Annotated in this window: 18 protein-coding genes and 1 pseudogene; all 19 read left to right on the forward strand. The window is 58.6% G+C overall.

Going from position 1 to position 19,697, the window contains the following annotated elements; all coding sequences use genetic code 11:
* The first annotated feature begins 48 nt into the window (after positions 1 to 48).
* The 19 genes and pseudogenes from nuoC to J2Y56_RS23440 all read left to right on the forward strand — a co-directional run bounded on the left by nuoC (position 49) and on the right by J2Y56_RS23440 (position 19,503).
* Entirely contained in the window at positions 49 to 1,833 is a 1,785-nt protein-coding gene (nuoC, locus tag J2Y56_RS23350) for an NADH-quinone oxidoreductase subunit C/D (protein ID WP_310352955.1), read from the forward strand.
* Positions 1,834 to 1,835: 2 nt separating this feature from the next.
* Entirely contained in the window at positions 1,836 to 2,333 is a 498-nt protein-coding gene (gene nuoE, locus J2Y56_RS23355; protein ID WP_007946422.1) for an NADH-quinone oxidoreductase subunit NuoE, read from the forward strand.
* A complete protein-coding gene (gene nuoF, locus J2Y56_RS23360) occupies positions 2,330 to 3,685 on the forward strand; it encodes an NADH-quinone oxidoreductase subunit NuoF (RefSeq protein ID WP_007946421.1) in 1,356 nt (451 codons plus the stop codon). The genes nuoE and nuoF overlap by 4 nt, the downstream gene beginning before the upstream one ends.
* Before the next feature lie 136 nt (positions 3,686 to 3,821).
* On the forward strand, positions 3,822 to 6,536 hold the full coding sequence (gene nuoG, locus J2Y56_RS23365; protein WP_310352960.1) for an NADH-quinone oxidoreductase subunit NuoG: 2,715 nt from the start codon (positions 3,822 to 3,824) through the stop codon (positions 6,534 to 6,536).
* Positions 6,533 to 7,540 carry an NADH-quinone oxidoreductase subunit NuoH gene (gene nuoH, locus J2Y56_RS23370; protein WP_007946419.1) on the forward strand — a complete coding sequence of 336 codons (1,008 nt, stop codon included), beginning with the start codon at positions 6,533 to 6,535 and terminating at the stop codon, positions 7,538 to 7,540. The genes nuoG and nuoH overlap by 4 nt, the downstream gene beginning before the upstream one ends.
* Positions 7,541 to 7,552: 12 nt before the next feature.
* Positions 7,553 to 8,098 carry an NADH-quinone oxidoreductase subunit NuoI gene (nuoI, locus tag J2Y56_RS23375; protein ID WP_007946418.1) on the forward strand — a complete coding sequence of 182 codons (546 nt, stop codon included), beginning with the start codon at positions 7,553 to 7,555 and terminating at the stop codon, positions 8,096 to 8,098.
* A gap of 9 nt (positions 8,099 to 8,107) precedes the next feature.
* Positions 8,108 to 8,611, forward strand: a complete 504-nt coding sequence (gene nuoJ / locus J2Y56_RS23380; protein WP_007946417.1) for an NADH-quinone oxidoreductase subunit J — start codon at positions 8,108 to 8,110, stop codon at positions 8,609 to 8,611.
* A 2-nt stretch (positions 8,612 to 8,613) separates the two neighbouring features.
* Positions 8,614 to 8,922 (forward strand): NADH-quinone oxidoreductase subunit NuoK, encoded by a 309-nt coding sequence (gene nuoK / locus J2Y56_RS23385; RefSeq protein ID WP_007946416.1) that lies wholly within the window; start codon positions 8,614 to 8,616, stop codon positions 8,920 to 8,922.
* Positions 8,919 to 10,772 (forward strand): NADH-quinone oxidoreductase subunit L, encoded by a 1,854-nt coding sequence (gene nuoL, locus J2Y56_RS23390; RefSeq protein ID WP_310352962.1) that lies wholly within the window; start codon positions 8,919 to 8,921, stop codon positions 10,770 to 10,772. The genes nuoK and nuoL overlap by 4 nt, the downstream gene beginning before the upstream one ends.
* 40 nt (positions 10,773 to 10,812) lie before the next feature.
* On the forward strand, positions 10,813 to 12,345 hold the full coding sequence (nuoM, locus tag J2Y56_RS23395) for an NADH-quinone oxidoreductase subunit M (protein WP_310337599.1): 1,533 nt from the start codon (positions 10,813 to 10,815) through the stop codon (positions 12,343 to 12,345).
* A 7-nt stretch (positions 12,346 to 12,352) separates the two neighbouring features.
* Positions 12,353 to 13,816: an NADH-quinone oxidoreductase subunit NuoN gene (nuoN, locus tag J2Y56_RS23400; protein ID WP_007946413.1), complete on the forward strand. Its 1,464-nt coding sequence runs from the start codon at positions 12,353 to 12,355 to the stop codon at positions 13,814 to 13,816.
* A 309-nt stretch (positions 13,817 to 14,125) separates the two neighbouring features.
* The gene (locus tag J2Y56_RS23405; RefSeq protein ID WP_405046881.1) at positions 14,126 to 14,455 is read left to right on the forward strand and encodes a type II toxin-antitoxin system Phd/YefM family antitoxin; all 330 of its coding nucleotides are present in this window, start codon (positions 14,126 to 14,128) and stop codon (positions 14,453 to 14,455) included.
* Complete coding sequence (locus J2Y56_RS23410; protein ID WP_007946411.1) at positions 14,452 to 14,829, forward strand: type II toxin-antitoxin system VapC family toxin; 378 nt, start codon at positions 14,452 to 14,454, stop codon at positions 14,827 to 14,829. The genes J2Y56_RS23405 and J2Y56_RS23410 overlap by 4 nt, the downstream gene beginning before the upstream one ends.
* A 367-nt stretch (positions 14,830 to 15,196) precedes the next feature.
* Positions 15,197 to 15,547 (forward strand): annotated as a pseudogene (locus tag J2Y56_RS23415) (toxin).
* Positions 15,537 to 15,851 (forward strand): DNA-binding transcriptional regulator, encoded by a 315-nt coding sequence (locus J2Y56_RS23420; RefSeq protein ID WP_007946408.1) that lies wholly within the window; start codon positions 15,537 to 15,539, stop codon positions 15,849 to 15,851. The pseudogene J2Y56_RS23415 and the gene J2Y56_RS23420 overlap by 11 nt, the downstream one beginning before the upstream one ends.
* Before the next feature lie 417 nt (positions 15,852 to 16,268).
* The gene (locus J2Y56_RS23425) at positions 16,269 to 16,397 is read left to right on the forward strand and encodes a hypothetical protein (RefSeq protein ID WP_007946407.1); all 129 of its coding nucleotides are present in this window, start codon (positions 16,269 to 16,271) and stop codon (positions 16,395 to 16,397) included.
* A gap of 42 nt (positions 16,398 to 16,439) precedes the next feature.
* Positions 16,440 to 17,672 carry a YcaO-like family protein gene (locus J2Y56_RS23430; RefSeq protein ID WP_310352968.1) on the forward strand — a complete coding sequence of 411 codons (1,233 nt, stop codon included), beginning with the start codon at positions 16,440 to 16,442 and terminating at the stop codon, positions 17,670 to 17,672.
* Complete coding sequence (locus tag J2Y56_RS23435; RefSeq protein WP_310352971.1) at positions 17,669 to 18,631, forward strand: class I SAM-dependent methyltransferase; 963 nt, start codon at positions 17,669 to 17,671, stop codon at positions 18,629 to 18,631. The genes J2Y56_RS23430 and J2Y56_RS23435 overlap by 4 nt, the downstream gene beginning before the upstream one ends.
* Positions 18,628 to 19,503 carry an alpha/beta fold hydrolase gene (locus tag J2Y56_RS23440; protein WP_007946402.1) on the forward strand — a complete coding sequence of 292 codons (876 nt, stop codon included), beginning with the start codon at positions 18,628 to 18,630 and terminating at the stop codon, positions 19,501 to 19,503. The genes J2Y56_RS23435 and J2Y56_RS23440 overlap by 4 nt, the downstream gene beginning before the upstream one ends.
* The last annotated feature ends 194 nt before the right edge of the window (positions 19,504 to 19,697 follow it).

The raw sequence follows: 19,697 nt of genomic DNA on the forward strand, positions 1-19,697 counted from the left end.
CGAGACACTGGCTTCATTCTTTACGTTGACCGAAAGCGATAAATAACCATGACTACAGGCAGTGCTCTGTACATCCCGCCTTACAAGGCAGACGACCAGGATGTGGTCGTCGAACTGAACAACCGTTTTGGCCCCGAGGCGTTCACCGCCCAGCCGACCCGCACCGGTATGCCGGTGCTTTGGGTTGCGCGTGCCAAACTCGTCGAAGTCCTGACCTTCCTGCGCAACCTGCCCAAGCCGTACGTCATGCTCTATGACCTGCACGGCGTGGACGAGCGTCTGCGCACCAAGCGTCAAGGGCTGCCAAGCGGCGCCGACTTCACTGTGTTCTATCACTTGATGTCGATCGAACGTAATAGTGACGTGATGATCAAGGTCGCCTTGTCCGAGAGCGACCTCAACGTGCCGACCGTGACCGGTCTGTGGCCGAACGCCAACTGGTACGAGCGTGAAGTGTGGGACATGTACGGCATCAACTTTGCCGGCCACCCGCACCTGACCCGCATCATGATGCCGCCGACCTGGGAAGGTCACCCGCTGCGCAAGGACTTCCCGGCCCGTGCCACCGAATTCGACCCGTTCACCCTGAACCTGGCCAAGCAACAGCTTGAGGAAGAAGCTGCGCGCTTCAAGCCTGAAGACTGGGGCATGAAGCGTTCCGGTGCGAACGAGGACTACATGTTCCTCAACCTCGGACCCAACCACCCTTCCGCGCACGGTGCGTTCCGCATCATCCTGCAGCTGGACGGTGAAGAGATCGTCGATTGCGTACCGGACGTTGGCTACCACCACCGTGGTGCCGAGAAGATGGCCGAGCGTCAATCCTGGCACAGTTTCATCCCGTACACCGACCGTATCGATTACCTCGGCGGCGTGATGAACAACCTGCCGTACGTGCTCTCGGTCGAGAAGCTGGCCGGCATCAAGGTGCCGGACAAGGTCGACGTCATCCGCATCATGATGGCCGAGTTCTTCCGGATCACCAGCCATCTGCTATTCCTGGGTACCTACATCCAGGACGTCGGCGCCATGACCCCGGTGTTCTTCACGTTCACCGACCGTCAGAAGGCGTACACGGTGATCGAAGCCATTACCGGTTTCCGTCTGCATCCGGCCTGGTACCGCATTGGTGGCGTCGCTCACGACCTGCCGCGCGGCTGGGGAAAACTGGTGAAAGACTTCGTCGAGTGGATGCCAAAGCGTCTGGACGAATACCAGAAAGCCGCCCTGGACAACAGCATCCTGCGTGGCCGCACCATCGGCGTCGCCGCCTACAACACCAAGGAAGCCCTGGAATGGGGCGTCACCGGTGCCGGCCTGCGTTCGACCGGTTGCGACTTCGACCTGCGCAAGGCTCGCCCATACTCCGGTTACGAAAACTTCGAATTCGAAGTGCCGCTGGCCGCCAATGGCGATGCCTACGATCGTTGCATCGTTCGCGTCGAAGAAATGCGCCAGAGCATCAAGATCATCGAGCAGTGCATGCGCAACATGCCGGAAGGCCCGTACAAGGCGGATCACCCGCTGACCACGCCGCCGCCGAAAGAGCGCACCCTGCAACACATCGAGACCCTGATCACGCACTTCCTGCAGGTTTCGTGGGGCCCGGTCATGCCGGCCAACGAATCCTTCCAGATGATCGAAGCGACCAAGGGCATCAACAGTTATTACCTGACGAGCGATGGCGGCACCATGAGCTACCGCACCCGGATTCGTACCCCAAGCTTCCCGCACTTGCAGCAGATCCCTTCGGTGATCAAAGGCAGCATGGTCGCGGACTTGATCGCGTACCTGGGTAGTATCGATTTCGTTATGGCCGACGTGGACCGCTAAGCATGAACAGCACGCTTATCCAGACAGACCGTTTCACCTTGAGTGAAACCGAGCGCTCGGCCATCGAGCATGAGTTGCATCACTACGAAGACCCGCGCGCGGCGTCGATCGAAGCCCTGAAGATCGTCCAGAAGGAACGTGGCTGGGTGCCGGATGGCGCTCTGTACGCCATCGGCGAGATTCTCGGCATCCCGGCCAGCGACGTAGAAGGCGTGGCGACGTTCTATAGCCAGATCTTCCGTCAGCCGGTTGGCCGTCACATCATTCGCGTCTGCGACAGCATGGTCTGCTACATCGGCGGCCACGAGTCCGTGGTCAGCGAAATCCAGAGCAATCTGGGCATCGGCCTGGGTCAGACCACCGCCGACGGTCGTTTCACCCTGCTGCCGGTCTGCTGCCTCGGCAACTGTGACAAGGCGCCGGCGTTGATGATCGACGACGACACTTTCGGTGATGTGCAGCCTGCCGGCGTTGCCAAATTGCTCGAGGGCTACGTATGACCCTGACTTCCTTCGGCCCTGCCAACCGCATCAAGCGGTCGGCCGAGACTCACCCGCTCACCTGGCGTCTGCGTGACGACGGCGAAGCCGTGTGGCTCGACGAGTACCAGGCCAAGAACGGTTACGCCGCTGCGCGCAAAGCCTTCGCCGACATGGCTCAGGACGATATCGTCCAGACCGTGAAGGATTCTGGCTTGAAAGGTCGCGGCGGTGCAGGCTTCCCCACGGGCGTTAAGTGGGGCCTGATGCCCAAAGACGAATCCATCAACATCCGCTACTTGCTGTGCAACGCGGATGAAATGGAGCCGAACACCTGGAAAGACCGCATGCTGATGGAGCAACTGCCCCATCTGCTGATCGAAGGCATGCTGATCAGTGCTCGCGCGCTGAAAACCTACCGTGGCTACATCTTCCTGCGTGGCGAGTACACCACCGCCGCCAAGCACCTCAACCGTGCCGTGGAAGAAGCCAAGGCAGCGGGCCTGCTGGGTAAAAACATCCTGGGCAGCGGCTTCGATTTCGAGCTGTTCGTCCACACCGGCGCCGGGCGTTACATCTGCGGTGAAGAAACCGCACTGATCAACTCCCTCGAAGGCCGCCGCGCCAACCCGCGCTCCAAGCCGCCCTTCCCCGCCGCCGTGGGCGTGTGGGGCAAGCCTACTTGCGTGAACAACGTTGAAACCCTGTGCAACGTGCCGGCGATCATCGCCGACGGCGTGGACTGGTACAAATCGTTGGCTCGGGTCGGCAGCGAGGATATGGGCACCAAGCTCATGGGCTTCTCCGGCAAGGTCAAGAACCCGGGCCTGTGGGAACTGCCATTCGGCGTCACCGGTCGCGAGCTGTTCGAAGACTACGCCGGCGGCATGCGCGACGGCTTCAAGCTCAAGTGCTGGCAGCCTGGCGGCGCCGGTACCGGTTTCCTGTTGCCGGAACACCTGGACGCACAAATGTATGCCGGCGGCATCGCCAAGGTTGGCACCCGTATGGGTACCGGCCTGGCCATGGCGGTGGACGACAGCGTCAACATGGTGTCCTTGCTGCGCAACATGGAAGAGTTCTTTTCCCGCGAATCCTGCGGCTTCTGCACCCCGTGCCGTGACGGTTTGCCGTGGAGCGTCAAGCTCCTGCGTGCGATCGAGAACGGTGAAGGGCAAGCCGGCGATATCGAGACCCTGCTGGGTCTGGTCGGTTTCCTCGGCCCAGGCAAGACCTTCTGTGCTCACGCACCGGGCGCCGTGGAGCCGTTGGGCAGCGCAATCAAATACTTCCGCCATGAGTTCGAAGCCGGCATCGCGCCCACCAGCGCCGTCGTCCCGCCTCTGGCAAGGCCGATCGTAGTCGGCGCGTAAACGCTTAAAAAGGCGAAGGGTCCGTGCCCTTCGCCTTCTCGTGTGATGACGCCTTTAACGGCTGTGTTGATTCACGCGAATACAAGATTCCATTAGCCACGCCCGCTGACACCGGGCCAACGAAGAACTTTGAACCATGGCCACTATCCACGTAGACGGCAAAGAGCTCGAAGTCGATGGGGCAGACAACCTGTTACAGGCGTGTCTGTCGCTAGGCCTCGATATCCCGTATTTCTGCTGGCACCCAGCCCTTGGCAGCGTTGGCGCTTGCCGCCAGTGCGCGGTCAAGCAGTACACCGACGAGAACGACACCCGTGGTCGTATCGTCATGTCCTGCATGACCCCCGCCACCGATGGCACCTGGATCTCCATCGAAGATGAAGAATCCAAGGCCTTCCGCGCCAGTGTTGTCGAATGGCTGATGACCAACCACCCTCACGACTGCCCGGTCTGTGAAGAAGGCGGTCACTGCCACCTGCAAGACATGACGGTAATGACCGGCCATAACGAGCGCCGTTACCGCTTCACCAAGCGTACCCACCAGAACCAGCAACTGGGCCCGTTCATTTCCCACGAAATGAACCGCTGCATCGCTTGCTACCGCTGCGTGCGTTTCTATAAGGACTATGCCGGCGGCACCGACCTCGGTGTGTTCGGTGCCCACGACAACGTGTACTTCGGTCGCGTTGAAGACGGCACCCTGGAAAGCGAGTTCTCCGGCAACCTCACCGAGGTCTGCCCGACCGGTGTGTTCACCGACAAGACTCACTCCGAGCGCTACAACCGCAAGTGGGACATGCAGTTCTCGCCGAGCATCTGCCATGGCTGCTCCAGCGGTTGCAACATCTCCCCGGGCGAGCGCTACGGTGAACTGCGTCGTATCGAAAACCGCTTCAACGGTTCGGTCAACCAGTACTTCCTGTGCGACCGTGGCCGTTTCGGCTATGGCTACGTCAACCGCGAAGATCGCCCGCGTCAACCTTTGCTGGCCAACGGCACCAAGCTGAGCCTCGACGAAGCGCTGGATAAAGCGGCTGACCTGCTGCGCGGTCGCAACATCGTCGGTATCGGTTCGCCGCGTGCCAGCCTCGAAAGCAACTACGCGTTGCGCGAACTGGTGGGTGCCGAGCACTTCTACACCGGTATCGAAGCCGCTGAGCTGGAACGCATTCGTCTGGTCATGCAGGTGCTGAACGACAGCCCGCTGCCGATCCCGAACATGCGCGACATCGAAGACCACGATGCAATCTTCGTCCTCGGTGAAGACCTGACCCAGACTGCGGCCCGTATGGCCCTGTCCCTGCGTCAGTCGGTCAAAGGCAAAGCCGAAGACATGGCCGACGCCATGCGCGTTCAGCCTTGGCTCGACGCCGCCGTGAAGAACATCGGTCAGCACGCGCTGAACCCGCTGTTCATCGCCAGCCTGGCTGAAACCAAGCTCGACGACATCGCTGAAGAATGCGTTCACGCAGCGCCGGACGACCTGGCCCGCATTGGTTTCGCCGTGGCTCACGCCCTCGACGCCAGTGCCCCAGCAGTTGAAGGCCTGGATGCTGAAGCCCTTGAACTGGCCAAGCGCATTGCCGACGCCCTGCTCGCGGCCAAGCGTCCATTGATCATTGCCGGTACCTCGTTGGGTTCCAAGGCGCTGATCGAAGCCGCTGCAAACATCGCCAAAGCCCTGAAGCTGCGCGAGAAGAACGGCTCCATCAGCCTGATCGTGCCAGAGGCCAACAGCCTCGGCCTGGCCATGCTCGGTGGTGACTCGGTCGACGCTGCGCTGCAAGCGGTGATCTCTGGCGGTGCTGACGCCATCGTCGTGCTGGAAAACGATCTGTACACCCGCACCGATAAAGCCAAGGTTGATGCTGCATTAACCGCCGCGAAAGTGGTGATCGTTGCCGACCATCAAAAAACCGCAACCAGCGATCGCGCGCACCTGGTTCTGCCAGCCGCCAGTTTCGCTGAAGGCGACGGTACCCTCGTTAGCCAGGAAGGCCGCGCCCAGCGCTTCTTCCAGGTCTTCGATCCGAAATACATGGACGCCAGCATCCTGGTTCACGAAGGCTGGCGCTGGCTGCATGCCCTGCGCGCCACCCTGCTGAACCAGCCGATCAACTGGACCCAGCTCGATCACGTCACCGCTGCCGTCGCTTCGAGCACGCCGCAACTGGCGCGTATCGTTGATGCCGCACCGTCCGCCGCGTTCCGCATCAAGGGCATGAAACTGGCCCGCGAACCGCTGCGTTACTCCGGTCGTACCGCCATGCGCGCTGACATCAACGTGCACGAACCGCGTACCCCGCAAGACAACGACACCGCGTTCAACTTCTCGATGGAAGGTTACTCGGGCTCGGTCGAACCGCGTCAGCAAGTGCCATTCGCCTGGTCTCCGGGCTGGAACTCGCCGCAAGCCTGGAACAAGTTCCAGGACGAAGTCGGTGGTCACATCCGCGCTGGCGACCCGGGCACCCGCCTGATCGAAAGCACCGGTGATTCGCTGAACTGGTTCGACGCTGTTCCGCGTGCGTTCAACCCGGCTCCGGGCACCTGGCAGGTTGTGCCGTTCTTCCACCTGCTCGGCAGCGAAGAGAACTCTTCGAAAGCCGCACCGGTTCAGGAACGCATCCCGGCCGCCTACGTCGCCTTGGCCAAGTCCGAAGCTGATCGTCTGGGTGTCAACGATGGCGCCATGCTCAGCTTGAACGTGGCTGGCCAGACCCTGCGTCTGCCGCTGCGCATCAATGAAGAGCTGGGTGCCGGTCTGGTTGCATTGCCTGCGGGCATCGCCGGCATTCCGCCAGCGATCTTTGGCAAATCCGTTGACGGTCTGCAGGAGGCAGCGCAATGACTTGGTTCACTCCTGAAGTGATCGACGTGATCATCGCAGTCATTCAGGCCATCGTGATTCTGCTCGCCGTGGTGGTGTGCGGCGCGTTGCTGAGCTGGGTCGAGCGTCGTTTGCTCGCCCTCTGGCAGGACCGTTACGGTCCGAACCGCGTCGGCCCGTTCGGCGCGTTCCAGATCGCCGCCGACATGATCAAGATGTTCTTCAAGGAAGACTGGACCCCGCCGTTCGCCGACAAGATGATCTTCACCCTGGCACCGGTCGTGGCCATGAGCGCCCTGCTGATTGCCTTCGCGATCATCCCGATCACCCCGACCTGGGGCGTGGCGGATCTGAACATCGGTATCCTGTTCTTCTTCGCCATGGCCGGTCTGTCGGTCTACGCGGTGTTGTTCGCCGGTTGGTCGAGTAACAACAAGTTCGCCCTGCTGGGCAGCTTGCGGGCCTCGGCACAAACCGTGTCGTACGAAGTGTTCATGGGCCTGTCGCTGATGGGCATCGTGATTCAGGTCGGCTCGTTCAACATGCGCGACATCGTTGATTACCAGGCCCAGAACCTGTGGTTCATCATTCCGCAGATCTTCGGTTTCCTGACCTTCTTCATCGCTGGCGTCGCCGTGACTCACCGTCACCCGTTCGACCAGCCGGAAGCGGAACAGGAACTGGCCGACGGTTACCACATTGAATACGCCGGCATGAAATGGGGCATGTTCTTCGTCGGCGAGTACATCGGCATCGTGCTGATTTCGGCGCTGCTGGTGACCTTGTTCTTCGGTGGCTGGCACGGTCCGTTCGGCATTCTGCCGCAGATCCCGTTCATCTGGTTCGCGATGAAAACCGCGTTCTTCATCATGATCTTCATCCTGTTGCGCGCTTCGATTCCGCGCCCACGGTATGACCAAGTGATGGATTTCAGCTGGAAGTTCTGCCTGCCGCTGACCCTCGTCAACATGCTGGTGACCGCTGCGATCGTGTTGCTCAACACGCCCGCCGTCGCGGCTCAGTGAGGATAGAGAATCATGAAGTACATATTTGACATCGTGCATGGCTTCTTCACCCAGCTTCGCAGCCTGGTGATGATTTTCGGCCACGCCTTCCGCAAGCGCGACACGCTGCAGTACCCGGAAGAAGCCGTGTACCTGCCACCGCGCTACCGTGGCCGTATCGTCCTGACCCGTGACCCTGATGGCGAAGAACGTTGTGTAGCCTGCAACCTGTGCGCCGTGGCGTGCCCGGTTGGTTGCATCTCGCTGCAGAAAGCTGAAACCGAAGACGGTCGCTGGTACCCGGACTTCTTCCGCATCAACTTCTCGCGCTGCATTTTCTGCGGCCTCTGCGAGGAAGCCTGCCCGACCACCGCGATCCAGCTGACACCGGATTTCGAAATGGCCGAGTTCAAACGTCAGGACCTGGTTTACGAGAAAGAAGATCTGCTGATCTCCGGCCCCGGCAAAAACCCTGATTACAACTTCTATCGTGTTGCAGGTATGGCGATTGCCGGGAAGCCCAAAGGCTCCGCGCAGAATGAAGCCCAGCCGATCAACGTGAAGAGCTTGCTGCCTTAAGGAAGAAAGATGGAATTCGCTTTCTATTTCGCATCGGGTATCGCTGTGGTGTCCACGCTTCGCGTGATCACCAACACCAACCCTGTGCACGCCCTGCTCTACCTGATCATTTCACTGATCGCCGTGGCCATGACGTTCTTCGCCCTCGGCGCACCGTTTGCCGGTGTACTGGAAGTGATCGCCTACGCTGGCGCCATCATGGTGCTGTTCGTGTTCGTGGTGATGATGTTGAACCTGGGGCCCGCCTCGGTTCAGCAAGAGCGCGTCTGGCTCAAGCCCGGTATCTGGCTCGGCCCCGTGATTCTCGGCGCATTGCTGCTGGGTGAACTGCTGTACGTACTGTTCGCTCATCAGAGCGGCCAGGCCATCGGCCACACCACCGTAGACGCCAAGGCCGTGGGCATCAGCCTGTTCGGTCCGTACCTGCTGGTGGTCGAACTCGCCTCGATGTTGCTGCTCGCCGCAGCCGTCACGGCGTTCCACTTGGGCCGCAACGAAGCCAAGGAGCAATGACTATGCCTGCTATCCCTATGGAGCATGGTCTGGCGGTCGCCGGCATCCTGTTCTGCCTCGGTCTGGTCGGCCTGATGGTCCGCCGCAACATTCTTTTCGTGCTGATGAGCCTGGAGGTCATGATGAATGCCTCCGCACTGGCGTTCATCGTTGCCGGTAGCCGCTGGGCGCAGCCGGATGGACAGATCATGTTCATCCTGGTGATCAGCCTGGCAGCCGCCGAGGCCAGTATCGGCCTGGCGATTCTGTTGCAGCTGTACCGCCGCTTCCACACTCTCGATATCGACGCTGCCAGCGAGATGCGCGGATGAATCTTCTCTATCTGACTTTCGTATTCCCCCTCATAGGTTTCCTGCTGCTGGCTTTCTCACGCGGCCGCCTCTCGGAAAACCTGTCGGCGCTGATCGGCGTCGGTTCCATCGGTCTGTCGGCCATCGTCACAGCCTATGTGATCTGGCAATTCAACGTCGCCCCGCCGGAAGGCGGTCACTACACCCAGGTGTTGTGGCAGTGGATGGCGGTGGAAGGCTTTAAGCCGAACTTCGCGCTGTACCTCGATGGCCTGTCCGTGACCATGCTCGGTGTGGTCGTGGGTGTCGGCTTCCTGATCCACCTGTTCGCGTCCTGGTACATGCGCGGTGAAGCCGGTTACTCGCGCTTCTTCGCCTACACCAACCTGTTTATCGCCAGCATGCTGTTCCTGGTCCTGGGCGATAACCTGTTGTTCCTGTACTTCGGCTGGGAAGGCGTGGGCCTGTGCTCGTACCTGTTGATCGGTTTCTACTACAGCAACCGCAACAACGGTAACGCGGCACTCAAGGCGTTCATCGTGACCCGTATCGGCGACGTGTTCATGGCCATCGGCCTGTTCATCCTGTTCGCTCAACTGGGTACGCTGAACGTCCAGGAACTGCTGGTGCTGGCACCGCAGAAATTCCAGGCCGGCGATTTCTGGATGGTCATGGCCACTCTGATGCTGCTGGGTGGCGCTGTCGGTAAATCCGCGCAACTGCCGCTGCAAACCTGGCTGGCGGATGCGATGGCCGGTCCTACCCCGGTTTCGGCACTGATCCACGCCGCAACCATGGTGACCGCCGGTGTGTATCTGATCGCCCGTACCCACGGCCTGTTCACCCTGGCGCCGGAAATCCTGCACCTGGTCGGCCTGGTCGGCGGTGTGACCCTGGTCCTGGCGGGCTTCGCCGCTCTGGTACAGACCGACATCAAGCGTATCCTCGCCTACTCGACCATGAGCCAGATCGGCTACATGTTCCTGGCCCTGGGCGTGGGTGCCTGGGACGGCGCGATCTTCCACCTGATGACCCACGCCTTCTTCAAGGCCCTGCTGTTCCTTGCATCCGGTGCGGTGATCGTTGCCTGCCACCACGAGCAGAACATCTTCAAGATGGGCGGTCTGTGGAAGAAACTGCCGCTGGCCTACGCCAGCTTCATCGTCGGTGGTGCCGCTCTGGCAGCCCTGCCACTGGTGACCGCAGGCTTCTACTCCAAGGACGAAATCCTCTGGGAAGCGTTCGCCAGCGGCAACCACGGTCTACTGTACGCAGGTCTGGTCGGCGCGTTCATGACGTCGCTGTACACCTTCCGCCTGATCTTCATCGCGTTCCACGGTGAAGCGAAGACCGAAGCGCACGCCGGTCACGGCATTGCTCACTGGCTGCCACTGTCGGTGCTGATCGTATTGTCCACCGCCATCGGCGCGATGATCGTTCCGCCACTGCACGGTGTGTTGCCGGAAAGCGTCGGCCATGCCGGCGGCGAAGCCAAGCACAGTCTGGAAATCGCTTCGGGTGCCATCGCCCTGGCCGGTATCCTGCTGGCCGCGCTGCTGTTCCTCGGCAAGCGTCGTTTCGTCACTGCAATCGCCAACAGCGGCATCGGCCGATTCCTTTCGGCCTGGTGGTTCGCTGCCTGGGGCTTCGACTGGATCTACGACAAACTGTTCGTCAAGCCATACCTGGCGATCAGCCACGTACTGCGCAGAGACCCGCTCGACCAGACCATCGGTCTGATCCCGCGTATGGCCAAAGGCGGTCACACCGCCCTGAGCCGTACCGAAACCGGTCAACTGCGTTGGTACGCGGCATCGATGGCAGCCGGCTCCGTGCTGGTCATCGGCGCCATCGTGCTGGTAGCGGTCTGAATATGAACCTTGCGAACTTGCGAAAGGAATTGAGCCCGTCATGATTCTGCCTTGGCTAATCCTGATCCCCTTCATCGGCGGCCTGCTGTGCTGGATGGGTGAGCGCTTCAGCTCCACCCTCCCGCGCTGGATTGCGCTGATCACCATGTCCCTGTTGCTCGCCCTCGGCCTTTGGCTGTGGGCCAACGGTGACTATTCATTAGCCCCGGCGCCTGGCGCCGATCCGACCTGGGCGCTTGAGTTCAAGCACATCTGGATCCAGCGTTTCGGCATCAGCGTGCACCTGGCCCTCGATGGCCTGTCGCTGCTGATGATCATGCTGACCGGTCTGCTGGGCGTTCTCTCGGTCCTCTGCTCGTGGAAAGAGATTCAACGTCACGTTGGCTTCTTCCACTTGAACCTGATGTGGATCCTGGGCGGTGTCGTCGGCGTGTTCCTCGCCCTCGACCTGTTCATGTTCTTCTTCTTCTGGGAAATGATGCTGGTGCCGATGTACTTCCTCATCGCGCTCTGGGGTCACAGTTCTTCGGACGGCAAGAAAACCCGGATCTATGCGGCGACCAAGTTCTTCATCTTCACTCAGGCGTCCGGCCTGATCATGTTGGTGGCGATCCTGGGTCTGGTCCTGGTCAACTTCAACGACACCGGCGTGATTACTTTCAACTACGCCGACCTGTTGAAAACCAAGATGTCGATGACCACCGAGTACATCCTGATGCTCGGCTTCTTCATCGCCTTCGCGGTGAAGCTGCCAGTCGTACCGTTCCACTCCTGGTTGCCTGACGCTCACGCCCAGGCGCCAACCGCAGGTTCGGTCGACCTGGCCGGTATCTTGTTGAAGACGGCGGCTTACGGTCTGCTGCGTTTCGCCCTGCCGCTATTCCCGAATGCCTCGGCCGAGTTCGCGCCGTTCGCCATGACCCTGGGTCTGATCGGGATCTTCTACGGTGCGTTCCTGGCCTTCGCCCAAACCGACATCAAGCGTCTGATCGCCTACTCCTCCGTTTCCCACATGGGCTTCGTGTTGATCGGTATCTACTCCGGCAGCCAACTGGCGCTGCAGGGCGCAGTGATGCAGATGCTGGCGCACGGTCTGTCGGCGGCAGCACTCTTTATCCTCAGCGGTCAGTTGTACGAGCGCACTCACACCCGCGACATGCGTGAAATGGGTGGCCTGTGGTCGAAGATCGCTTACCTTCCGGCCATCAGCCTGTTCTTCGCGGCTGCGTCCCTGGGCTTGCCGGGTACCGGTAACTTCGTCGGTGAGTTCCTGATCCTGATCGGCACCTTCCCTGCTGCGCCGTGGATCACCGTGATCGCAACGTCCGGCCTGGTGTTCGGTTCGGTCTACTCGCTGATCATGATCCACCGTGCCTACTTCGGCCCGTCCAAGTCGGACGCGGTGATGCATGGCATGGATGGTCGCGAAATGATCATGGTGGTCGGTCTGGCGGCGCTGCTGATTTACATCGGCGTGTACCCGCAACCGTTCCTCGATACCTCTGCCGCGACGATGCATGGCGTGCAGCAGTGGCTCGGCACCGCCTTCACTCAACTCGCTTCGGCCCGGTAAGAGCGCTATGGAATTCACGACTCAACACTTTATCGCGCTAGCGCCGTTGTTGATCACCAGCGCCACGATCATCGTGGTGATGCTGGCGATTGCCTGGCGCCGCAACCACTCGCAGACCTTCCTGATTTCCGTGGCGGGCCTGAACCTGGCGTTGCTGTCGATCCTGCCGGCCCTGAAAGTCGCGCCATTGGCCGTGACCCCGCTGCTGCAAATCGATAGTTTTGCCTGCTTGTACATGGCGCTGATCCTGGTCGCCACCCTCGCGTGTGTGACCCTCGCCCACGCCTACCTCGGCGATGGCGGTTCGGGTTACCCGGGCAACCGTGAAGAACTGTACCTGCTGATCCTGATGTCCGCCGCCGGTGGCCTGGTTCTGGTCAGCGCGCAGCACCTGGCCGGTTTGTTCGTCGGTCTGGAGCTGCTGTCGGTGCCGGTCTACGGTCTGGTGGCCTATGCCTTCTTCAACAAGCGTTCGCTGGAAGCCGGTATCAAGTACATGGTGCTGTCGGCCGCCGGTTCTGCCTTCCTGTTGTTCGGCATGGCGCTGCTGTATGCCGATTCGGGCAGCCTGAGCTTCAGCGGTATCGGCCACGCCCTCGCGGCCACCGGCCTGCCAAGCTCGCTGGCGCAACTGGGCCTGGGCATGATGCTGATTGGTCTGGCGTTCAAGCTGTCGCTGGTACCGTTCCACCTCTGGACCCCGGACGTGTACGAAGGTGCTCCGGCACCGGTGGCCGCGTTCCTGGCGACCGCTTCGAAAGTGGCCGTGTTCGCGGTGATGGTCCGTCTGTTCCAGATCTCGCCAGCGGCAAGCAGCGGAGTGCTGAGCGACGTACTGACAATCATCGCCATCGCGTCGATCCTGTTCGGTAACCTGCTGGCACTGACCCAAAGCAACCTCAAGCGTCTGCTGGGTTACTCGTCCATCGCCCACTTCGGTTACCTGCTGATCGCCCTCGTGGCGAGCAAGGGTCTGGCCGTGGAAGCCATTGGCGTGTACCTGGTCACCTACGTGATTACCAGCCTCGGCGCCTTCGGCGTGATCACCCTGATGTCCTCGCCATACAACGGCCGTGACGCGGATGCCCTGTACGAATACCGCGGCCTGTTCTGGCGCCGTCCGTACCTGACCGCCGTACTGACCGTGATGATGCTGTCCCTGGCCGGTATCCCGCTCACCGCGGGCTTCATCGGCAAGTTCTACATCATTGCCACCGGTGTCGAGTCGCATCAGTGGTGGCTGGTCGGCTCCCTGGTACTGGGCAGCGCCATCGGCGTTTTCTACTACCTGCGTGTGATGGTCACGCTGTTCCTGATCGAACCGAACCTGCGTCGCCACGATGCGCAACTGCACTGGGAACAACGTGCAGGCGGCGTGATGCTGCTGGCCATCGCGGCACTGGCGTTCTTCCTCGGTCTGTATCCTCAGCCATTGCTGGTGCTGGTTCAACAGGCCGGGTTGGCGGGTTGATCGCTTGAGCGGTACTCGGTAGAAAAATAGAAACGGCACCTTCGGGTGCCGTTTTTGCGTTTGGGGGATTTGTTACTGCTGCCCTGCCCTCCTTCTGCAATTCCCGAAAGCTCACGCGGGAATGTCAGGTTCGTCCTACAGCCAGAACTTGGGCAATACCTCTATCTTGAATGCCTGCGGGAACGACCGATATGAGGACGAACAATGAAACGCGATATCTTTTATGAATTGGCAGATGGATTTGAAGTCTTGGCCACTGGGCGTCGGAACGAAATTTCGCCTGCGCGCTCCAGCACCAAATCTATCCTTATGTCATACGTCTGCTCTAAGGCGTTGCGCAACTTTGCAGCCCCACAAGATTCTGGCTATATTTGTCCAGAATATGGGGAGAGGCGAATCATGATCATTGTTCCGTTAGCCGAAGCCAAAAACAATTTATCCAAACTTGTCGATGACGCTGCCGCCGGAAAAGTCATCACGATCGCCAAACACGGCCGGCCACTTGCCCGCCTGGTTCCAGTGGAAAGATCTCGCGGACAACGTATAGGAGCGATGAAAGGCAAACTCATCCTTACCGACGACTTCGACGCCGCTCTGCCGGACGATCTGCTGGATGCATTTGAAGGGCAGCAACCATGAGAGTGTTGCTCGATACCCATGTGCTGCTCTGGACACTCGCCGATGATCAGAAATTATCTGGCAAAGCCCGACAGCTCATTAATAACGCTGCTGAAGTTTATGTTAGCGCCGCGACTTTCTGGGAAATGGCGATCAAGGTCAGCATAGGAAAGCTGAGCGTTGACCTGGAGGAAATCCGGGAATATTGCGTCGAAAGTGGATTCATTGAATTACCTGTTTCATCCGAACACGCTATTGCGGTGAAAGATCTGGAACCTCACCATCGTGACCCGTTTGACCGCCTCATTGTGGCAACTGCTATGACGGAACCGATGAAACTTCTTACGGCGGATCCAATAGTGGCTAAGTACACATCATTGGCCATTTTGATTTAAAACTCGCTACGACGGTTTTGAGGATACTGGATCCTAGGCAGCACAAAAAAACGGTACCTTCGGGTGCCGTTTTTGCGTTTGTGGATCGTAGTTTTCAGACATCGATTTATGCACCGCTTCGCAGGTCAGCCCCACTGCCATCAATGACTCTCCACATTGGGAACACAGGCGAATTGAAGTCAGCAGGGCAAATAGTAAATCGCACTCCTCCCTCCTTTATCGAATGCTCTCACAGCACTGATCGACTCGTCCTACACGTGTTTTCACGACCGCGGTCTACCGTTGAAACGGGAACGAAAAGGATGGCCTGGAGGCCTTGACCGATTCGATTATCGAGACAACACTATACGTAGTTAGCGTACAGAACATGGATGCTCTTTTTATCGAATTACCTATGTTTCAAAAACACCGAGACGATTATCTGGACGACGATCTGTTTCGCAGCTTCCAGCTGGAGTTGCTGAGGAATCCGGAAGCGGGAGATCTCATTGAGGGCACTGGTGGGCTGCGCAAAATTCGCTTTCGCGATCAACGCAGAGGTAAAGGCAAGCGCGGCGGAATACGGGTGATTTATTACTGATGGTCAGGCTTCGATCAATTCTGGCTATTCACCGTGTACAGCAAAAACGAGCAAGACGACTTGTCGCCCTTCCAGAAGAAAATTTTCAGACAAGCACTAGAAAGAGAAATCAACACGAGATCCCACTATGAAACGTGACATTTTTTCCGAACTGATGGATGGCCTCGAATCGCTGGCCGATGAGCGCCAAGGCAAGATCACTCTGCGAACCCACAAGGTTGAGCTACCAAAACTGATGCCCATCACTGCCGAGGAAGTGCTAGCCATCCGCCAACAGCTCAACCTTTCCCGGTCAGTATTTGCCATGTATCTGCGCACCAACACCCGAACCCTCGAGAACTGGGAACAGGGACGGGCAACCCCAAATGCTCAGGCCACGACACTGATCCGCCTGGTTGCACGCTTTCCGCAGACAATCGAACAACTCGCAGCCTTGACCTGAACCATCGAGGTAAAACGGCACCTTCGGGTGCCGTTTTTCGTTTGTCGGAGGCCGAGAGACTAAACCGCGCGTCGCTCCATTATTCCTTCACAACTGTAGGAGCATTCGCCAAATCAAAGGCTAAAGAGAACGTTAAACACATCTATTGCAAATTGACCTCAGCCTCTGGCTGAAACTTCCCACAAGTGACTACGAATAAACCTGAGCACCCCGTCATTTAGAAATGCCGCTCCCGCCAGCTCGCAACGCATTTTCACGCGGTATTCAGTCAATACGTCAATTGTTCTGTACGTATTTCAGCATTACTTCAATACGCTTTCGATACTTTCTGACATTTTTGACGTACTCAACCCATGACTTATACATTTGATCCGTGCTCAACGAAGCACACTCAACTAAATACAAGAGGATTTAATCATGGGTTATATGGCCAGCTGGAACGCCAACAAAGTCATCGATCTTGAACAACAAGAAGCCCCGACTGCCGAACAGATCGAAGCACTTCAATTGACCGAGGAAGAACAGGCAGAACTACAGGCCGAATAAAAAACCGGGGGCAATGCCCCCGGTTTCTCGAGGGAACGAATAATGGACAAGTTCATGGTTACTGAACGGGAGCTGACTCTGGCTCAGGCCGAGCAGCGAATTCTTGCCGAACTGGAGGGATTTGGTCTTCATCTCGACATCCGCACCCTTGGTAGCAAAATCGTTGCGACCCACGTTTCTGTCAGTACCCATAATCCTCGACGCCGCGCCAGAGGTGCCGGTAAAGGCTACGCGGAGCAAGCCCGAGTCGGTGCACTCTATGAAACGCTGGAACATTATCTGAGCGATCATTGTGATACTTCCATCGCTCACTACATTGCGCCGGCCTATTTTCCCCACACACCACTTTTTCACGACGACTCAGCGCTTGCACTTATAACAAAACAAAGCACCTGCACTGCTTGCCGAACTTATATCAATACAATAGACAACTCTTCGTTTTATTACCCAATAGCCTTGTGCACACCCGACTATTCAAGCAATGTTTTTGCACCCGACACAACCAACTATCGTTCCCTGCGCCGTTATGCCAGCAACAGCGGAACCGCCATTGGTGCAACTTACAATGAGGCAGTCCTGCACGCCGTCAATGAATGCATCGAACGCGACGCGGTGTCATTGTTTCTGCTGGACCATTTTTACTACGAAAACCACCCGCCTCTGCGCCGCGTCGTCCGATTACCCGATGACGATGTCCTCGGCCGACTGTGGTCAGACGCCGAGGCAGAAATCGGCGCCGAAATTGTCCTTGTCGATATCAGCACCGAGTTTTTTCCGAAGACTTTTCTCGCCTTTTCCATCGGGCCTTGTGTAACCCCAAGAGTGTTTGGAGCAGGCTGCTCACTCATGGCCCGACATGGCGCATGGCGTGCGCTGACCGAGCTTGTTCAGTTGCATCACGGGGCCAACGAGCCCGAACTGACGCATTGCCTGAGCAACGCGGAACGCCATCTGAAGCAGTTCCCCCGGTTGTTACGCTGTTTGCGATTCGACCTCAATCCGTTGTTCAACCAGTCCGAGCAACAGTACGTGGCGTTGCCCCACGCACATGATCAAAAGCCACTGGCTGAGCAGATCGATCTGCTGGCCAAGGACCTGCAACAACAAGGACGAACGCTGGGTATTTCAACGCTGCATCAAAACAGGTTGGGAACCACTCTGGTCAATGTCGTGATACCGGGGCTGGAGCGTTTTTTTGTTGTTTCCAGCGGCAACGTGGTGGTTCCGCAAGCGCGGGGGCGACGCCTGGAACGTCCTCAAGGAGTGAGCGTATGAACCCTCGGTTCAATCCGGTCGATCCCCGACGAGAAGTATTGCTGGCTCAAACCTTCGTCCAGCCTTCCACCCCCTCGCTCGCACTCAATTGCCACGTAGAACCCTTCGGTGGCGGATTCCATCACCTCTTCTTCTTGCGCGTGAATGGCTGCCATTGGGCAGGTCGAAAAATGCTGCAGCAGGCTGAAAGCGGCGGTTGGTACATCAGCAGTCTGCTCAAGCCCTGGATGCTGCTCGGGCCGCTGGCCGAGATGCAATGGGAGAATGTCGGTATCGCACTCTATTATCACGGTGCGTCCATGGAGCAAAAGCAAGCGGCCTTCAACCTTGCACAGGCTCGACCCGACAGTGAAGTCCACTTCCCGTTTCCTGCCATCGATGCCAAGGGTCTGGAATTCGTTTGCCCGACCGATTACTGGCAGTGCGACGACACGCTCGCCACGCAGCTGGATGCTGACGAAGGCCATCTACGAGAGCATTGCGCTACCCTGCTTGAAACCCTGTCGAGCCCCGGAACCGTGATCCTGGATCCGGCCTGTTCGACGGGCGAGTTCATAACGCACCTGTCCCGTGCGCTTCCCGAGCGCCACTGCCTGGGTTCCGACCGTTCGGCCTCGATGATTGATCACGCCAGGTGCCGTCATGCCACCGGTGCGGTGGAGTTCTTTGTGGCCGATGCCCGAGACGTTGTTTCTTCCGGCCTCAAATGCGATGTGCTGATCCTGCGTTTTCTCAATGCCGAAGTGATGACTCGCGCGGATGCCCGGCAGACCTTTCACGATATTGTGGCCTGTGTGAATCCGGGGGGCACGGTTCTGGTTTTCGGTCATACCCCGGTGCTGGTGCCGGTGCCATACATGGCCCAATTGCTGAAACTGGAGCTTCTTTCAAGCGTCGCGGCCCGCCCTGAGCAAATGGAACTGTTCCAGTTCTACCGGCTGAGGGTCCCTCTGACATGACGCCTTCATTGAAAACCGGCTACTTCCCGACCTGCGACGGGCACTTGATCTATTGGGAACGACACGGCACCCCTGGCACCGAACCGATATTTTTCCTGCATGGCGGGCCGGGTGGGTGCAGCAGTCGTCATCATCTGGAGTTCTTCGATCTCCTCGGTTTCGACATCGTCCTGTATGACCAGCGCGGCTGCGGACGCTCTTACCCCCACGGTGAACTCCGGCGCAATAACACAGGGTTGTGCGTGGAAGACATCGACAGACTGCGTCAGCATTTGGGCTTCGAAAAAATCAGCCTGTTGGGGGTTTCCTGGGGAAGCTGGCTGGCGATCCAGTACCAGCAGCGTTATCCCCAAACCGTGCTGAAAACCACCTTGGTCTCAGTGTTTGTACCCTTTGCCGCCAACGTCAGTGCCTATGACCAAAAGTTAAGCGAAGGTCTGGCGGGTGTAGGTCATGGGACTGATGGCAGCAGTGCGCGGCAGATCTATCAAATACTGAGCAACGGCTGTACAGCGCAGCAGCGTCAGGCCGCCACCCACTGGTTAAAAGCCATTTTTCAGTTGAACGGTCAGTCTATGCGCCAAGGCACAATCGAAGATTTCGCCGATGAAGAAGCCGTCCACGCTATCCGCCTGGAGTTGCACTACCACCTCAATCAATACTTCTTCACCCGCAGGCAGGAAAAACTGACCCTCGATTCCAATACCCAGGTGATACAAGGCATTAAGGATACGTTTGGTATGACCAGCCTGCGCTGGCTTCGTCAACGTCTGACCATGCAGTGCCAGTTGCTGCATGCCGGACACGATGCTTTTGACAGTGCCATGCTGAAAGCCGTGCGCCGCACACTGAAACGAAGCCTGTGCCCGTAACAAAAACGGTACTTCTGTCAGAGTTGGTTCGGCTGGAAAAATCTGTGTCTGGAAAGACCCCATCGCGAGCAGGCTCGCTCCCACAATGGACTGCGAGTGCCCATGCAACACCAATCTCCTGTGGGAGCGAGCCTGCTCGCGATAGCGGACTATCAGGCACAAACAAAAACGCGGTCCTTCTAGCGCCGCGTTTT

This window comes from Pseudomonas sp. BE134 (assembly GCF_031456105.1).
Lineage (GTDB): Bacteria > Pseudomonadota > Gammaproteobacteria > Pseudomonadales > Pseudomonadaceae > Aquipseudomonas.